The organism is Paraburkholderia aromaticivorans, assembly GCF_002278075.1.
Classification (GTDB): Bacteria; Pseudomonadota; Gammaproteobacteria; order Burkholderiales; family Burkholderiaceae; genus Paraburkholderia; species Paraburkholderia aromaticivorans.
In genome coordinates this window covers 110,263-124,834 of the sequence record NZ_CP022991.1, presented here as the reverse complement: position 1 = coordinate 124,834, position 14,572 = coordinate 110,263, and the positions used below count along the sequence as shown (strand labels likewise).

The 14,572-nt window shown below is 63.5% G+C and carries 10 protein-coding genes, 1 tRNA gene and 3 pseudogenes; 12 read left to right on the top strand and 2 right to left on the bottom strand.

From position 1 onward, the window contains the following. Positions 1-3: 3 nt before the first annotated feature. The 5 genes from CJU94_RS33600 to CJU94_RS33580 all read left to right on the top strand — a co-directional run bounded on the left by CJU94_RS33600 (position 4) and on the right by CJU94_RS33580 (position 6,180). Positions 4-531, top strand: coding sequence for a (2Fe-2S)-binding protein (locus tag CJU94_RS33600; protein WP_095422992.1), 528 nt, complete (start codon positions 4-6; stop codon positions 529-531). Continuing rightward, positions 524-2,110 carry an AMP-binding protein gene (locus CJU94_RS33595; protein ID WP_095422991.1) on the top strand — a complete coding sequence of 529 codons (1,587 nt, stop codon included), beginning with the start codon at positions 524-526 and terminating at the stop codon, positions 2,108-2,110. The genes CJU94_RS33600 and CJU94_RS33595 overlap by 8 nt, the downstream gene beginning before the upstream one ends. Continuing rightward, positions 2,103-2,909 (top strand): enoyl-CoA hydratase/isomerase family protein, encoded by an 807-nt coding sequence (locus CJU94_RS33590; protein ID WP_095422990.1) that lies wholly within the window; start codon positions 2,103-2,105, stop codon positions 2,907-2,909. The genes CJU94_RS33595 and CJU94_RS33590 overlap by 8 nt, the downstream gene beginning before the upstream one ends. 36 nt (positions 2,910-2,945) lie before the next feature. Beyond that, complete coding sequence (locus CJU94_RS33585) at positions 2,946-4,688, top strand: GMC family oxidoreductase (protein WP_095422989.1); 1,743 nt, start codon at positions 2,946-2,948, stop codon at positions 4,686-4,688. A gap of 112 nt (positions 4,689-4,800) precedes the next feature. After that, on the top strand, positions 4,801-6,180 hold the full coding sequence (locus CJU94_RS33580) for an MFS transporter (protein WP_095423394.1): 1,380 nt from the start codon (positions 4,801-4,803) through the stop codon (positions 6,178-6,180). A gap of 101 nt (positions 6,181-6,281) precedes the next feature. On the opposite strand, the gene CJU94_RS33575 is transcribed toward CJU94_RS33580, so the two are convergent. Continuing rightward, the gene (locus tag CJU94_RS33575; protein WP_095422988.1) at positions 6,282-7,223 is read right to left on the bottom strand and encodes a LysR family transcriptional regulator; all 942 of its coding nucleotides are present in this window, start codon (positions 7,221-7,223) and stop codon (positions 6,282-6,284) included. 252 nt (positions 7,224-7,475) lie between these two features. On the opposite strand from CJU94_RS33575, the pseudogene CJU94_RS41980 reads away from it, so the two are divergent. After that, a pseudogene (locus CJU94_RS41980) lies at positions 7,476-7,880 on the top strand (molybdopterin-dependent oxidoreductase); the annotation flags it as partial. Here the strand turns inward: CJU94_RS41980 and CJU94_RS41975 are convergent. Beyond that, positions 7,876-7,965: pseudogene (locus CJU94_RS41975) on the bottom strand (4Fe-4S dicluster domain-containing protein); the annotation flags it as partial. The pseudogenes CJU94_RS41980 and CJU94_RS41975 overlap by 5 nt on opposite strands. Between CJU94_RS41975 and CJU94_RS33565 the strand changes: the two are divergent. The 6 genes and pseudogenes from CJU94_RS33565 to CJU94_RS33540 form a co-directional block, all read left to right on the top strand. Next, positions 7,963-8,448: pseudogene (locus CJU94_RS33565) on the top strand (carboxypeptidase-like regulatory domain-containing protein); the annotation flags it as partial. The pseudogenes CJU94_RS41975 and CJU94_RS33565 overlap by 3 nt on opposite strands. Before the next feature lie 540 nt (positions 8,449-8,988). Then, on the top strand, positions 8,989-9,429 hold the full coding sequence (locus tag CJU94_RS33560; protein WP_095423393.1) for an Hsp20/alpha crystallin family protein: 441 nt from the start codon (positions 8,989-8,991) through the stop codon (positions 9,427-9,429). Positions 9,430-9,457: 28 nt separating this feature from the next. After that, positions 9,458-9,865 (top strand): Hsp20/alpha crystallin family protein, encoded by a 408-nt coding sequence (locus CJU94_RS33555; protein ID WP_095422987.1) that lies wholly within the window; start codon positions 9,458-9,460, stop codon positions 9,863-9,865. Positions 9,866-10,148: 283 nt separating this feature from the next. Then, positions 10,149-10,712, top strand: coding sequence for an Hsp20/alpha crystallin family protein (locus CJU94_RS33550; RefSeq protein ID WP_095422986.1), 564 nt, complete (start codon positions 10,149-10,151; stop codon positions 10,710-10,712). A gap of 46 nt (positions 10,713-10,758) precedes the next feature. Further along, positions 10,759-10,831: transfer RNA gene (locus CJU94_RS33545), tRNA-Lys, on the top strand. Between the two features lie 920 nt (positions 10,832-11,751). Then, on the top strand, positions 11,752-14,238 hold the full coding sequence (locus CJU94_RS33540; RefSeq protein WP_244221133.1) for an ATP-binding protein: 2,487 nt from the start codon (positions 11,752-11,754) through the stop codon (positions 14,236-14,238). Positions 14,239-14,572: the final 334 nt, after the last annotated feature.

Sequence of the window (14,572 nt, the reverse complement as noted above, 5' to 3'; positions counted from 1 at the left end):
ACGATGCCGCATGGCATACAACCGCGCGGCGAACGGCAGCGAATCACCGTGACGCTCAACGGCCGCGAACGAAGCGGCTATTGCGAGCCGCGCGATCTGCTGTCCGATCTTCTGCGGCACGAGCTGGGCGCAACCGGCACGCACGTCGGATGCGAACACGGCGTGTGCGGCGCCTGCACGGTTCATATCGACGGTGTGGCGGGACGTTCGTGCCTGATGCTCGCATTGCAGGCGGACGGCCGCCGCATCGATACGGTAGAAGGCCTCGCACCCGACCAGACGCTCGGCGACCTTCAGCAGGCGTTCCAGCGTCATCACGCGCTGCAGTGCGGCTTTTGCACCGCCGGCATTCTGATGTCGTGCGCCGACTATCTGAAGCGCGTGCCGGATCTAGACGAGGCGCAGGTGCGCGACATGCTGTCGGGCCATCTGTGCCGCTGTACGGGCTATACGCCGATCGTCGCCGCCGTGCTCGATGTGGCGGCGCGCCGGCGCCAGGCGCAGGAAGAGAAGGAGACGAGCGATGCTTGATCTCGGCCGAACCTTTCTGCAAAGCGTGGAGCGCAGCCCGAACGCGCTGGCGCTCGTCGATGGTGAACTGACGCTCACGTATGCGCAGTGGCACCGGATCATCCTTAACGTTGCGGACGGTCTGCACGAACTCGGTCTCGCACACGGCGACCGTTTGCTCGTCGTGCTGCAAAACCGCTGGGAAATGGCGACGCTGCACTGGGCGTGCCAGTTCGCCGGCGTGGCGATCGTGCCGCTGAACTGGCGGGCGAAACCCGATGAGCTCGATTACTGCGTGACCGATGCGGGCGTCAAAGCCATCGTGTACGAGCCGGTTTGCGCCGAAGCCGTCACGCAAAGCGCCGCCGCCAAGGCCGTTGCGCGCATTGCGCTGGACGATGCGGCGGGCGCGTCGAGTTCGTTCGATGCACTGCTGCGCGAGCGCCGGCGCGAAGGCGCAGTTGTTGCCGCGGTCACCCCGCAGGCCACCGCGGAAGACTGCTCGCTGATCCTCTATACGTCGGGCACCACGGGCAAGGCGAAGGGCGTGCCGCGCCGGCATCGCCACGAACGCGCCGCCGCGCTCGCGCATGTCGCACAGAACCTCTATCGCCACGGCGAACGCACGCTCGGCGTGATGCCGCTCTATCACACGATGGGCGTGCGCTCGCTGCTGGCGATGGCGCTCGTCGACGGGCTGTTCGTCTGCGTGCGCCGCTGGAACGCGACCCTTGCGCTCGATTCCATCCACACGTACCGGCTGACGTGTCTGTATCTGGTGCCCACGCTCTATCACGATCTGCTGGCCGCACCGGAGTTCGCGCGCACCGACAAAAGTTCGGTGACGAAACTCGGCTTTGCCGGCGCGCCGATGAACGACGGTTTGCTGAAGCGTCTTTCCGCTGCTTTCAAGCCGGAACTGTTCGTCAATCACTACGGCTCGTCCGAGGTCTACACGTTCAGTATCGATCAGGACGCGACGCTGAAACCCGGCAGCGCGGGCCGCGCCGGCATCAATACGCGGCTGCGCGTCGTGAAGCTCGACGCGACGTCGCCCGACGAACTCGCGCAAACCGGCGAAGAAGGCCAGATCATCGCGGACCTGCTCGGCGACGAGTCGTTCGAAGGCTACTGGAACCGGCCGGACGCGAACGCGAAGTCGTTGCGCGACGGCTGGTATTTCACCGGCGACACCGGCTACTTCGATAACGACGGCGATCTCTTCGTGTCGGGCCGCGTCGACGACATGATCATCAGCGGCGGCGAGAACATCTCGCCAGTCGATATCGAATCGGTGTTGTCGCTGCATCCGGCGGTGGACGAAGTGGCCGTCGCTGGCGTGAAAGACGAGCGCTGGGGGCAGCGTGTTGTCGCTTTCATCAAGCGGACCCAATACGTCGAAGCCGGGGCGCTCGACGACTTTTGCCGGACCTCCGATCTCGTCAACTTCAAGCGCCCGCGCGAATACGTGTTTGTCGACGACATTCCGAAATCGCCGGTCGGCAAGATCCTGCGCCGCAAGCTTTCTGCGGGCGAGTACGAACCGGAGCACGACGCCGCACAACCTGACCGAACCACAAAAGGAGTATCACATGACTGACCTGACTCATCGCGGCCAGACGCTGCTGCAGGAACTCGACGGCTTCTCGATCGAAATCGACGCCGCGCGCGAACGCGCCGACATCATCCTGCACCGCCCGCCGTTCAACGTGATCTCGATGCATGCACGCGACCAGCTGCGCGCCGCATTCGAAGCACTCGACGAGGACGACCGCGTCCGCGTGATCGTGCTGCGTGCGAAAGGCGAGCACTTCTCGAGCGGCGGCGACATCAAGGGTTTTCTCGAAGCGTCGCCGGAACTCGTGTCGAAGCTGGCGTGGAATGTCGCCGCGCCCGCGCGGTGCTCGAAGCCGGTGATCGCGGCCAATCGCGGCTTCTGCTTCGGCGTCGGCTTCGAACTGTCGCTCGCCTGTGATTTCCGCATCGCGACCGACACCAGCTTCTACGCGCTGCCGGAACAGAAGCTCGGCCAGATTCCGGGTTCGGGCGGCTCGGCGCGTCTGCAGAAGATGGTCGGCGTCGGCCGCACGAAGGACATCGTGATGCGCTCGCGCCGCATTCCGGGCAAGCAGGCGTATGACTGGGGCATCGTGGTCGACTGCGTGCCCGATGCGGAGCTCGAAGCCGCGACCGATGCACTCGTCGACGAGTTGCGCGCCTTCTCGCCGCTCGCTCAGCGCACGGCTAAGAAGCTGCTGAATGACACCGAAGACGCGCCGCTTTCGATCGCGATCGAACTGGAAGGACATTGCTATAGCCGGCTGCGCAGTTCGGACGATTTCCGTGAAGGCGTCGAGGCGTTTCATGGCAAGCGCAAGCCCGTGTTTCGCGGCAGCTGATAGCAGCGCATAGATCGAGCAATTCAGGAGACAGGCATGGAGCGGGTAAGCGCGCGTTTCGATTATGTGATCGTCGGCGGCGGGTCGGCAGGATGCGTGCTCGCGCATCGGCTGTCGGCCGTGCCGTCGGTGAGCGTCGCATTGATCGAGGCGGGCGCGGATACGCCGCCTGGCGCGGTGCCGGAGGCGATCCTCGACAGCTACCCGATGCCTGTTTTCTGCGGGGAGACCTGGATCTGGCCTGAGCTCAAGGCGAAGGCTACGCGGAACTCCGCGGCTAAAGTGTATGAGCAGGGCCGCGTGATGGGTGGCGGTTCGAGCATCAACGTGCAGTCGGCCAATCGCGGCCTGCCGCGCGACTACGACGACTGGGCCGCGAGCGGTGCGGCAGGCTGGGCGTGGGATGACGTGCTGCCGTATTTCCGCAAGCTCGAGAGCGACGTCGACTTTCCATACGGTTCGCTGCACGGCGCGGATGGGCCGGTGCCGATCCGGCGCATTATGCCGCAGCAGTGGCCGCCATTTTGCAACGCGTTCGCCCACGGATTGCGCAGCAACGGCTTCGCGGCGTTGCAGGACCAGAACGCGCAGTTCGGCGACGGTTATTTTCCCGGCGCGTTTTCGAATCGCGACGACCGGCGCGTATCGACCGCGGTCGCCTATCTCGATGCAGAAACACGCAAGCGGCCGAACCTGCATATCTTTTCGAACCTGCGCGTCGAGCGCATCGTGATGGAAGGGGTGGCCGCACGCGGCGTGGTTGCCGTTTCGCCGCACGGCGAGCGTCTGCGTTTCGAGGCGCGGGAAACGATCGTGTGCGCCGGCGCGTTGCAGTCGCCGGCTCTGCTGATGCGAGCGGGTGTGGGCGACGCGAGCGAACTGCGCGCACTCGGCATCGAGCGTGTGCTCGATCTGCCGGGCGTCGGGCGGAATCTGCAGGACCATCCGTCGTTGACGTTCTGTCATTTTCTCGAGCCGCGCTTTCGCATGCCGCTCACGCGGCGCCGCGCCAGCATGACGGCCGCGCGATTCACCTCGGGCGTCGCGGATTGCGAGGCGTCCGATCTGTATCTGTCGAGCGCGACGCGCGCTGCGTGGCATGCACTCGGTAGCCGGCTGGGCCTGTTTTTCCTGTGGTGCAACCGTCCGTATTCGCGCGGCCGCGTGCAGCTCGTTTCGAGCGATCCGTTCGCCGCACCGCAGGTCGATCTCAATCTGCTCGATGACGAACGCGATGTCGCACGGCTCGCCGCGGGCGTGCGCGTGTTGGCGCGGGTGGTCGCGGCCTCGGGCCTGAGCGAGGATCTGCGCGACTTTTTCCCCGCCGCTTTTTCGCCGCGCGTGAAGGCGTTAAGCCGCGTGAGCAAAACCAATGCGGCGATCACGTCGCTGCTGGGACTGCTGCTCGATACACCCGCGCCGATTCGCCACGCGTTGATCGAACGCTTCGCCACGCGCGGCGTGCAGATGTCGTCGGTACTCGCCAACGAGCGCGCATTGAACGACTTCATTCGCGCGAACGTGTTTGGCGTCTGGCATGCGAGCGGTACTTGCCGGATGGGCGACGCGCGCGAGCGCAGCGCCGTGACGGATACCGAAGGGCGAGTGCATGGCGCACATGGGCTACGGGTGGTCGATGCTTCGCTGATGCCGCGTCTGCCGTCCGCCAACACCAACATTCCGACCATCATGATCGCCGAGAAGATCGCCGACGCGATGCTCGGCAGGACGCAGTTTGCAGCGCGAGACCAGCGCGGTCTGGCGCGCCTGACGTCATAACGATTTTCGTCAACGCAACAAGAGCGCGCCGTGCCTTTCACGAGGCCGAAGCGCGTCGCACATCGGGTGAGTTCACATCTGGACCAGCCCGGTAATAACTTAGGAGATGATGATGTCCGTTGCAGCGCAAAGTGGCGCCGCCGTGCCCGCAATCAACAGGCGGCAGGTGATGGGCGCAGTGGTAGCCTCGTGTTTGGGGTGGGCACTCGATCTGTTCGATCTGTTCGTCCTGTTGTTCGTCGCACCGGTGGTCGGCCGGTTGTTCTTCCCCTCCGAACACGCGATGCTGTCGCTCGCCGCGGTGTATGCGTCGTTTGCCGTCACGCTGCTGATGCGGCCGCTCGGATCCGCGTTGTTCGGCTCATATGCGGACCGGCGCGGCCGCAAAGGCGCGATGATTCTCGCGGTGGTGGGTGTCGGTCTGTCGACGGCGGCGTTCGGTCTGCTGCCTACCGTTGCACAGGTGGGCGTGATCGCGCCGGTGCTCTTTCTGCTGCTGCGTCTCGTGCAGGGCGTATTCGTCGGCGGCGTGGTGGCGTCGACGCACACGATCGGCACGGAATCCGTTGCGCTGAAGTATCGCGGCGCGGTGTCGGGGTTGATCGGCGGCGGCGGGGCGGGCCTTGGTGCGCTGCTCGCTTCGCTGACGTATCTCGCGATGTCGTCGCTGTTTCCCGGCGACCTGTTCGACGTGTGGGGCTGGCGCTGCATGTTCTTCACCGGGATCATCAGCTCGGTGCTCGGACTCTTCGTCTTCAACAGTCTCGAGGAATCGCCGCTGTGGAAGAAGCTCGCCGCGGAAAAGGCCGTGCGTGCCGCCGCCGACAAGACGCGTAACGCGCCGGTCGAGGTGGTCCGTTCGCCGATCCGCACGCTGTTCTCGCGCGACTATCGTTCGATCCTGTTCGTCAACCTGCTGCTGACGATCGGCGGCGGCAGCGGTTATTACCTGACCTCGGGCTATCTGCCGACCTTCCTCAAGGTCGTCAATCACGCACCGAACGGGACGGCTGCTGCGATCCTTATGTTGTGCAGCGTGGCCGTGGTAATCGCATCGGTCGCGGCCGGTCACCTGAGCACGTTCATCGGCCGCAAACGGACCTTCATCCTGCTCGGCGCAATCCGTCTGTTTGCATTGCCCGCACTGTTCCTGCTCTTGCCGACGGCGCAGACCATCACGATGGTCGGTGTCTACGCGGTCATCCTCAGTGCGCTCGGCAGCGCCGGCTATGCGCCGATCCTGATCTTCCTGAACGAGCGGTTTCCGACGGCGATCCGCGCGACCGGCACGGGTCTGTCGTGGAATATCGGCTTTGCGATCGGCGGGATGATGCCCACGCTCGTCTCGCTGATCGCGAAGACGCCGCTCGATCTGCCGATGACGCTTGCCGTGTTCGTCGGCGCGATCAGCGTGATCTTTCTCATCGGCGCGTTCGTCGTGCCTGAGACGCTCGGCAAGCTCGACAACACGCCGGTGCGCGACCCCCATTGATCGCGCGCGACAGGCAGGCTCGCGTCGCGCCGTTCGCTACCCGCAGCGATGCGCCTGGCGACGCGCGCCAGCCGGCGTAAAGCCGGCGCCAGCGAAGCGGCTCACGCCTCGTTGCCGTCGGCTGGATCGGGGTCCGCGATCTCGATCCCCGTGGTGACGCGGCGGATCTGATCGGCGATGATGTCGATGAGCTCGGTCGTGGCAGGACCGATCGGCCGCTTCGGATGGCTCACGCAAACAATGTGACGCACGATGCGCGGCGCCGAAATCGGCGTCGCGCGCAGCCGGCCGTCGTCGACCTTCCGCTGCACGACCACGCGCGGCATGATCGTCGCGATGCTGCTTTGTTCGACAAATTGCACGATCGTGGTAAGCAGGTCGATCTCGAACTGCGGCTTGATCACGATGTCGGCGTTCAGCAGTGCGGCGTCGAGCGCGCCGCGCAGGCCGTTGCGGCGCGTCGGAAGCACGAGCTCGAGCTTCGTCAGCGCGGATGCCGTAATGGTGTCGGGCAGCGCCGGGCCGTGTTCCGCGCTCGTGACGAGCACCATCTCTTCGACGACTAGTGGCGACGTATCGAGCGACAGCCGCCCGCGGGGCCGGTTGATGATAGCCGCGTCTAGCCGGCCCGCTTCCACCGCGTCGATCAGTTGCGCGCTGAAACCATCGGCCACCGACACCTCGACATGCGGATAGACCGCGTTGAATAGCGCGAGCGATTCCGGCAGGACGCTCTGCGCTTCCGACGCCACCATCCCGAGCGAGATACGCCCGGCGACGATCACGTCGTGCCGGCTGAGCTGCTCGCGCGCGTGCTCGATGTCACGCATGATCGGCATGTAGAGGCGGTACATCTGCCGCGCGGCGTCGGTGGGCGTCATGCCATGCGGGCCGCGCTCGAAGAGCCGGCTGTTCAGTTCCGTTTCGAGCTTTGCGATCTGCATGCTGAGCGCGGGCTGCACGATATTGAGCCGCTTGGCGGCGCGTGTTACGGAGCCATCTTCGAACAGCGCGATGAAATATTGAATCTGCTTTAGATCCATGAGCCGGGAGGTGAGGAAGCGATGGCCAGACATCGAGTGTAACGACATCGGGGTGCGGGGGGCAAAGGCGAACCTGATTTCAGGTTGAAGGAAACACAGAGGTTCATCGAGATGCGTGAGCTTGATAACGCGACATAGCATGGTTGCTCGCGCTTGAGAATTCGTTAGAAAGACGCCGAATGGGGCGCGGACGCGCTCAGTCGCGGCCAGCGAGTCTTGCTGAGTTGCGGACGGCATCTTGGCCTCGCCGCTGGCTGGGACGAGGCGCTTGACATGCTCGCTAAAGAAATCACCCGGCAGAAGCGCGTTCACGGTCCCGGTTCGATTACCTTTCCGCTGTCGTCCCACCATCAGTGGGGCAACGTGGGCTACTACCTCAGCGCGCTGACGCGATTTGCCAACCTGATCGGCTTTACCCGGGTCGCCGCAAATCCGGACAGTTGGGAAGGCTGGTATTGGGGTGCCATGCATCATTTCGGCAACTCGATGCGCATCGGCGTGCCATCCGGCTATGGCGGCGTCGAGGATTGCCTCCAGGAAGCGGAGATGATCGTCTTCTGGTCCTGCGATCCGGAAAGCACCAACGGGGCCTATGCGGGATTCGAGGGGACGCCGCGGCGCCTGTGGGCGAAGGAGCCCGGCATGGAGTTCGTTCATTCCAGACGATTGCCTTGTACGGGCATGCCTTCACGATGTCTTTCCGGCCTCGCGCCTTGTCCGGGTCGATAATGACGATGCCGTCGACGCCCATCTGCTCGACCAGGGTTGGCCTCAGCCTCGTTGCCAGCAGTCATGCCCCACCGACGTCTTCGAGACGGTCAAACTGGATGACGCCGCGATGGACGAGAAGGCCCGGCGCGAGGGCCTCAAGGGATTGCGGCCCAACCTGGGCACGAAGCCGCGCTTCTGGTACAGCGGCCTTGAGCGCTGGGAAAGCTGCTTTATCGGCGGTAGCGTCAGCGCTCGCATGGGAGACGTGATCGAGTGCGTCACGGATGCGGCGGTGACCCTGTACGTCGGCAACCAGAAGCAGGCCGAAACCGTCACGGACGGCTTCGGCGATTTCCGCTTCAGCGGCCTGGCGAAGGGCAGCGGCATCTACCGGGTCGAGATCCGTCATGATCTCGGCAACGCTTCGCGCGAATGCGAGCTCGGCGAAAGTGTCTATCTGGGCGAGGTCAGCCTCGCCCGGCCGACCAGCGGCTCGCAGGTCGCGCGAACATGAGCACCGCCGCGAAGCTGCTTTGCCCGGACATAACCGCACCGTGTCGGATGACGTAGAAGGTCAGGCTTGCGCCCCAGTTGCCGGATGCCCGCGGATTGGGCCTGCGGATCAGATCAGGCACTCATCAATCGCAGCTGAGCGTGGCATCCGGCCCTTGCCTGTGCCTGCCGCGGCGCATCACTGGATAGGCGGCACCACCTCGACCGCGGTACGCATCGTCTCGGTCGGGAAACCCTTTGTTGAGCGCAAGCGGATCCGGTGCCGGCCAAGGGTCGGCCAATCGTAGTCGAATTCCATGGTGTCCTCGCATGGTCCGTTGGGGGCGTGGTGAAGGTAGGATGGGGTGACCCGAATTCAAGAGCAGAAAGTCGCAATCTCCCCTTGAAATTTTCGCCCGAAATCCTATCTTGAATTCCGCTCAGGCAGTCGCGCCAGCAGTCCGGCGCGCTGCGTGTTTCGATTTGTTTGCCCGCAGCACGGCAGACGGACTGGAGCGCGTAGGCCGGTTCGTCTTCCTGCTGGTTGAAGGAGGAAATGACCATGAGCGATCTCTACTTCGGGACCGATCTGTTCAGCGAGTTCGACCGTCTGCAACGGCAGATGGCGAGCCTCTTCGGCGGTTTCCCGTCAAGCATCCGTTCCGGGCGCTTTGGCGCCTTCCCGCAGATCAACATCGGCTCGACCGACGACTCGATTGAAATCGTCGCGTTCGCGCCGGGTGTCGATCCGGCAAAACTCGACGTTTCGATCGACAAGGGTCTGCTGACCATCAGCGGCGAGCGCGGACCCGCACAGCTGGAAGTGGGCGACGACACCCGTACCTATGCACAGGAGCGGTTCGTCGGCGCTTTCCGGCGCGTCATCGAACTGCCCCAGCACGCGGATCCCGACAAGGTTACGGCGCAGTACACCAATGGCTGCCTGACCGTGAGCGTCGGCAAGCGAGAGACGTCAAAGCCGCGGGCTATCACCGTTCAATAAAACCCGTCGCCGAACCGAGGAGGGCATCATGAACGACACAACGGAACTTGCCAGGAAAGATGAAACGGCGGTGGGCCGCCGCCAGGACGACCCGTCGCAACGCCGGGTCACCATAACGCCGCCCGTGGACATCTTCGAGGACAGCCAGGGCATTACCCTGTGGGCGGACCTGCCCGGCGTTACAAGGGACCGCCTCGAGGTGAACGTACACGATGGCAACCTGTACATCGAGGCCGAGGCGGTGGTTCCCACACCGGCGGGGCTGCGGTTGCAGCATGCGGAGATCCGCCAGCCTCACTTCGCGCGGGCGTTCGCTCTCGGGGCCGACTTCGACACGTCGAAAATCGATGCAAACCTCAAGGACGGCGTGCTGAAGCTGTCGATACCGCGGCGCGACGAGGCGCGACCGCGTCGGATCGAGGTGCGCACGACCTGAAGCATGCAGGCGGACAGCAACGACAGGAGAACATAGGTGGCGGCCGTTCAGCCGCCACCTTCCACCCGCGGAGGCCCGCATGCAGAACGTCGTACAGGAATGCTCGCGCGGATACACGGTCAGGACCGAACGCAACGGTCGTTTCCTGACCGCCTGACCGCCTGACCGCTGCTGCGGATCGCGAGGTCGCCATGGCGTTGTTCCCGGTTCGCTGGCCGAAAATCCCGCGGCTTCGTCGCATGACTGGATCCGGTTCTTCCGCCAGACCGTAGAGGAGGATACGATGAACACCGACCTCAAAAAGTGGAACCCCTTCAAGTTCCTTCGCGGGGCAACTCGCAAGTCTGATTCAGACGGTGCGGAAAGCCCGCCAACGAGTGAGCAATGGCGTGCCGCCTGGCCCGACATTCCGCGACTGTTCTCACGCGAACCGTGGCGCGCAGTGGAGGAATTCTTTCTGGATCCGTTTGCAGGCCGTGGCGCGCTCGAACGATGGTTTGGCGACTTCAGTTCATCGCGCTTCCAGCCGCGCATCGACGTGGTCGACGAAGGGCGGGTGCTGCGCGTGACGGCCGAATTGCCCGGAATGGAGCGCGAAGACCTGAACGTGAGCGTCGAGGACGGGGCGATCGTGCTGCGCGGCGAGAAAAAGCAGGATGTGCGCAGCGAGGAAAATGGCTGCTACCGGCTGGAACGCGCGCATGGAAGCTTTGTCCGCACGATCCCGATGCCCGAAGACGCCGATCCCAATCACGCCCTGGCAAAGTTTGACAACGGCGTGCTCACGTTGACCGTACCGAAACTGGAGCCCGCGCGGTCCGCGAGTCGCACGATCGACATCGGGTAGGACAGGCACGCAAAAAGTGCAACTTGCGTACCGAGTCGGACGGACCGGGCCGTTAGCTCAGCTGGTAGAGCAGCGGACTTTTAATCCGTTGGTCACTGGTTCGAATCCAGTACGGCCCACATCGAACTGAGAAATCCGGCGCCGCTCGACAAATGTGCTCCGCGCCTCCTCATTGGATGCGGCGACCGGCAGGACCGATCGACAGCGGGGTCGCTAGTTTCATCAAGGCAGTCAACCGGCTACCGTCTGCGGTGTCCGATTCGAGAAAAACAAGGCGCATCGCGGAGTTGCAGCTTCATTTTCGCCCGACGCGGCACCAAGACCTACGATGGATGTCGTCTATCGTCGCTCTGACTTTGATGACCGGTGCGTCAAGTCGAATGGCTTCGTGACGACTGCAACTCCACGCTCAGAAATCCGTATCCAGCTTCAGCTTTTTCTGCATATCCAGTCCTGAGTATTGCGGAGCTCTCGGTCTGCAAATAATTCAATTAGAGCGTCGAAAAGCTGCCGTTTCGTTTATTCAGCGGCGCCGAGCGTATAGCTTGGCACCTTGGATTGACGGGTCCATGTGGCTTGCGCGACCTTGCCGACCGAGAGCGCAAAAATCGGCTTTGTAAGCACGCGCTGCGGACGCTCGCAAAGGGTTGCCCGTGATCGAAAGTCGTCACCGCGCCTTATGCGGAAGATCTACGCGTCCGAATCGCGCGACTCTGCGAATCGCATGGCGCGACCCGCATTCGGGTCGAGAGCCGGTGACATACTCGATCGACGGTTTATCAGGCGTCCACAAGCAGTGGGCTCAGATTAAAACTGATCCCGGCAGAGGTCGCCTTATTTTGCAGAGAACTTACGACACTCCTCGGTCGCCAGGAATGACCTTTGCGGGAAGGGTTCAGGTTGTCGTGTTTAATTCATAGCCGAGGCAGGCAGTACCGAGTGCGCTGCTCACACGTCCCGCCGGGCGAAGCGCAGCCGCAGTCCCCGGCATCGCCTGCCAAATGCCGAATTTCAACTGAATTGTGCAAACTTTTAGTTTATGACCGATCTCTGGCAGACGATGTTCGAAGGTGACGGTGAAGTTCGCGCACTGCTGAGGCGACTTGACTGGAGCGCGTCGCCGCTGGGCCATCCTTCAGCCTGGCCGGTGCCGCTGACCACGGCAGTCAGCATGGTGCTCAGTTCAGCGTTCCCGATGTTCGTCGCGTGGGGACCCGACCTCGGCTTTCTTTACAACGACGCCTACGCAGTCATTATGGCTGCGAAGCACCCGGACGCGCTGGGGGGGCGGTTTCAGCAGATATGGACCGAGATCTGGCCGGACATTGCTCCCATCATCGACCGCGCCCTGTCGAACAGGTCGGCGTATTTCGAGGACCTGCCGCTCACCGTAGTGCGGCGCGGCTATCCTGAACAATGTTTCTTCACGTTCTCCTATTCGCCGCTGCATAACAGCGACGGCCAGGTGGGTGGCATGTACTGCACCGTGATAGAAACGACCGGCCGGGTAATGGCAGAGCGGCGTGCGGCGTTTGAGTTGAAGGTGTCAGACGCATTGCGCCCGCTTACCTCGCCTGAAGACGTCGTCACCCGCGCGAGCGCGCTTCTCGGCGAGCAGCTGAATCTGGCCCGAGTAGTCTTCGGCGAATGCGACGCGATCCGGGGTACATTCCTCGTGCCGCGCGACTGGACCTCCCCGTCATTTCCTAGTCTGGCAGGCATGGAGTTTGTCCTGGATGACTTTGGCCTCGACATCACGACTCCGATGCGTGCCGGCAAGGTCGTCCTGTCCAACGACAGCAGCACTGATCCCCGCACCGCGCGCTTTATCAACCTGTACGGAATGACCGGGATACGCTCGTTCCTGGCGGTGCCGCTGGTCAAGGCTGGCCGGCTGGTAGCCTTCCTCGGGTTGCACCGTGCCGCCCCCTACAACTGGACCGGTGCCGATGTCCGCCTGGCGCGCGACATGGCCGAGCGCACGTGGTCCGCGGTCGAAGCCGCGCGAGCCCAGGCCGAACTGCGTGCCGAGCGTGACCGTAGCCGTTACATTTTTGACACCATCGGGGAAGGCTTCATGCTGATGGACCGCAACTGGAACGTCACGTACATGAACGCGGAAGGGCTGCGAATCGCCCATCTGGAGAGCGCGCAGATCATCGGACGCAGCCACTGGGAAATCTGGCCAGAAGCGATTGACACTGATTGCGCGCGTATGTACCACCGGGTGATGGAAAGCGGCGAGGCTGGTATGTCCGAATACTGCCAGAGTTATCCGGTCGGCGATGACATCTGGGTCGAAGTGCGCGCCTACCCGGCGGGCGAGGGCGGGATTGCCTCGTTTTTCCGCGATATCACCGAGCGCAAGGTGGCCGATGAGAAGCTCAGGATGGCCGACCAGCGCAAGGACGAGTTTCTGGCCATGCTGGCGCACGAATTGCGCAATCCGCTGGCGCCGATTTCGGCCGCCGCGGAGTTGCTCAGGATCGGCAGGCTTGACGAGGAGCAGGTGCGCCATAGCAGCGCCATTATTGGGCGACAGGTCGCGCACATAACTGGGCTGGTGGACGACCTGCTGGATGTTTCTCGCGTCACACGCGGGCTTGTGGCGCTGGCCAGGGCACCGGTCACGGTGCAGACTATTGTCGCGGACGCAATCGAGCAGGTCCGGCCGTTGATGCAACTACGCCGACAGCATCTCGCGGTACACCTGCCGCTGGAGGAGGTAACCGTCATCGGCGACAAGGCGCGGCTGGTGCAAGTGGTAGCCAATCTGCTAAATAACGCAGCCAAGTTCACTCCTGATGAGCGCCACATCGAGATCCGCGCCGAGGTGGACGACGGAGAGCTGGTAATGGCCGTGCGCGACGAGGGCATTGGTATGGAATCCGAGTTCAGCCCGCATGCGTTCGACCTGTTTGCACAGGCGCAGCGTTCTTCCGATCGCTCGCTCGGCGGCCTGGGGCTGGGGCTGGCGCTGGTCAAGCATCTGGTCGAGTTGCATGGCGGCGCAGCCCGCTGCTCCAGCCCCGGGCCCGGCAAAGGCAGTACCTTCATGGTCCGACTGCCAGTGATGCACGCCCAGCCGGTGGCGCTCGAGCGACAACCGGAAGCGCAATCACCGGTGGGCGACCGGCTCAAGCTGCTGATCGTGGACGACAATGTTGATGCTGCCGAAGCGCTCGGTATGCTCCTTGAGTGCTGTGGACACGAGGTGATGGTCGAGCACGATTCGCGGCGCGCGCTCGAACGCGCGCTACGGGAGCGCCCCGATGCCTGCCTGCTTGATATCGGCCTGCCCGACATGGACGGCAACGAACTGGCGAGGCAGCTGAGAAGTCATCCCGAAACCGCTGGGGTCACACTGATTGCGGTGACCGGCTATGGGCAGGAACGGGATCGCCAGCGCAGCGTACGGGCTGGTTTCGATCATCACCTGGTCAAGCCGATCGTCATGGAGCAGCTGGCTGGGCTGCTGGCCGGACTCAGGGCTAGTCCGGACTTCGACAAAGCGGCCGGCGGGTAGGTCTGTTGGGCCTCGCGAAACTACCGATGGCGCCGAAGTTATGTGTAATGCTTTTCGCGCCGCTCGCCTTCGACTGCGCCCGCGCCCTTAAGCGCGGGCTCATGGGGCGAGGGCTTGACGGCCGCTTTCCCGCAAAGGTCAGCGAATCCTGTGAGGGGTTGAATCCAGAGGTCTATCTGGTCGCTCTCGGCAACTTTGAGCGACATGCGGCCATGTCGATGCTGCTAGAAAACAAAGATTTCAAAGCGAGAATATCTGCGACGGGGCGTCGCAAGGCAGACCGTGCGAGGTAAGCGTTCTGAAAGACGCCGTGTCGTCGGCCCGAGATGGCGAT

What these genes read in the sequence shown, in the direction of transcription:
- CJU94_RS33600 (WP_095422992.1), top strand. Translation starts at nt 4, where the DNA reads ATGCCGCATGGCATACAACCGCGCGGCGAACGGCAGCGAATCACCGTG.
- CJU94_RS33595 (WP_095422991.1), top strand. Translation starts at nt 524, where the DNA reads ATGCTTGATCTCGGCCGAACCTTTCTGCAAAGCGTGGAGCGCAGCCCG.
- CJU94_RS33590 (WP_095422990.1), top strand. Translation starts at nt 2,103, where the DNA reads ATGACTGACCTGACTCATCGCGGCCAGACGCTGCTGCAGGAACTCGAC.
- CJU94_RS33585 (WP_095422989.1), top strand. Translation starts at nt 2,946, where the DNA reads ATGGAGCGGGTAAGCGCGCGTTTCGATTATGTGATCGTCGGCGGCGGG.
- CJU94_RS33580 (WP_095423394.1), top strand. Translation starts at nt 4,801, where the DNA reads ATGTCCGTTGCAGCGCAAAGTGGCGCCGCCGTGCCCGCAATCAACAGG.
- CJU94_RS33575 (WP_095422988.1), bottom strand. Translation starts at nt 7,223, where the DNA reads ATGGATCTAAAGCAGATTCAATATTTCATCGCGCTGTTCGAAGATGGC.
- CJU94_RS33560 (WP_095423393.1), top strand. Translation starts at nt 8,989, where the DNA reads ATGAGCGATCTCTACTTCGGGACCGATCTGTTCAGCGAGTTCGACCGT.
- CJU94_RS33555 (WP_095422987.1), top strand. Translation starts at nt 9,458, where the DNA reads ATGAACGACACAACGGAACTTGCCAGGAAAGATGAAACGGCGGTGGGC.
- CJU94_RS33550 (WP_095422986.1), top strand. Translation starts at nt 10,149, where the DNA reads ATGAACACCGACCTCAAAAAGTGGAACCCCTTCAAGTTCCTTCGCGGG.
- CJU94_RS33540 (WP_244221133.1), top strand. Translation starts at nt 11,752, where the DNA reads ATGACCGATCTCTGGCAGACGATGTTCGAAGGTGACGGTGAAGTTCGC.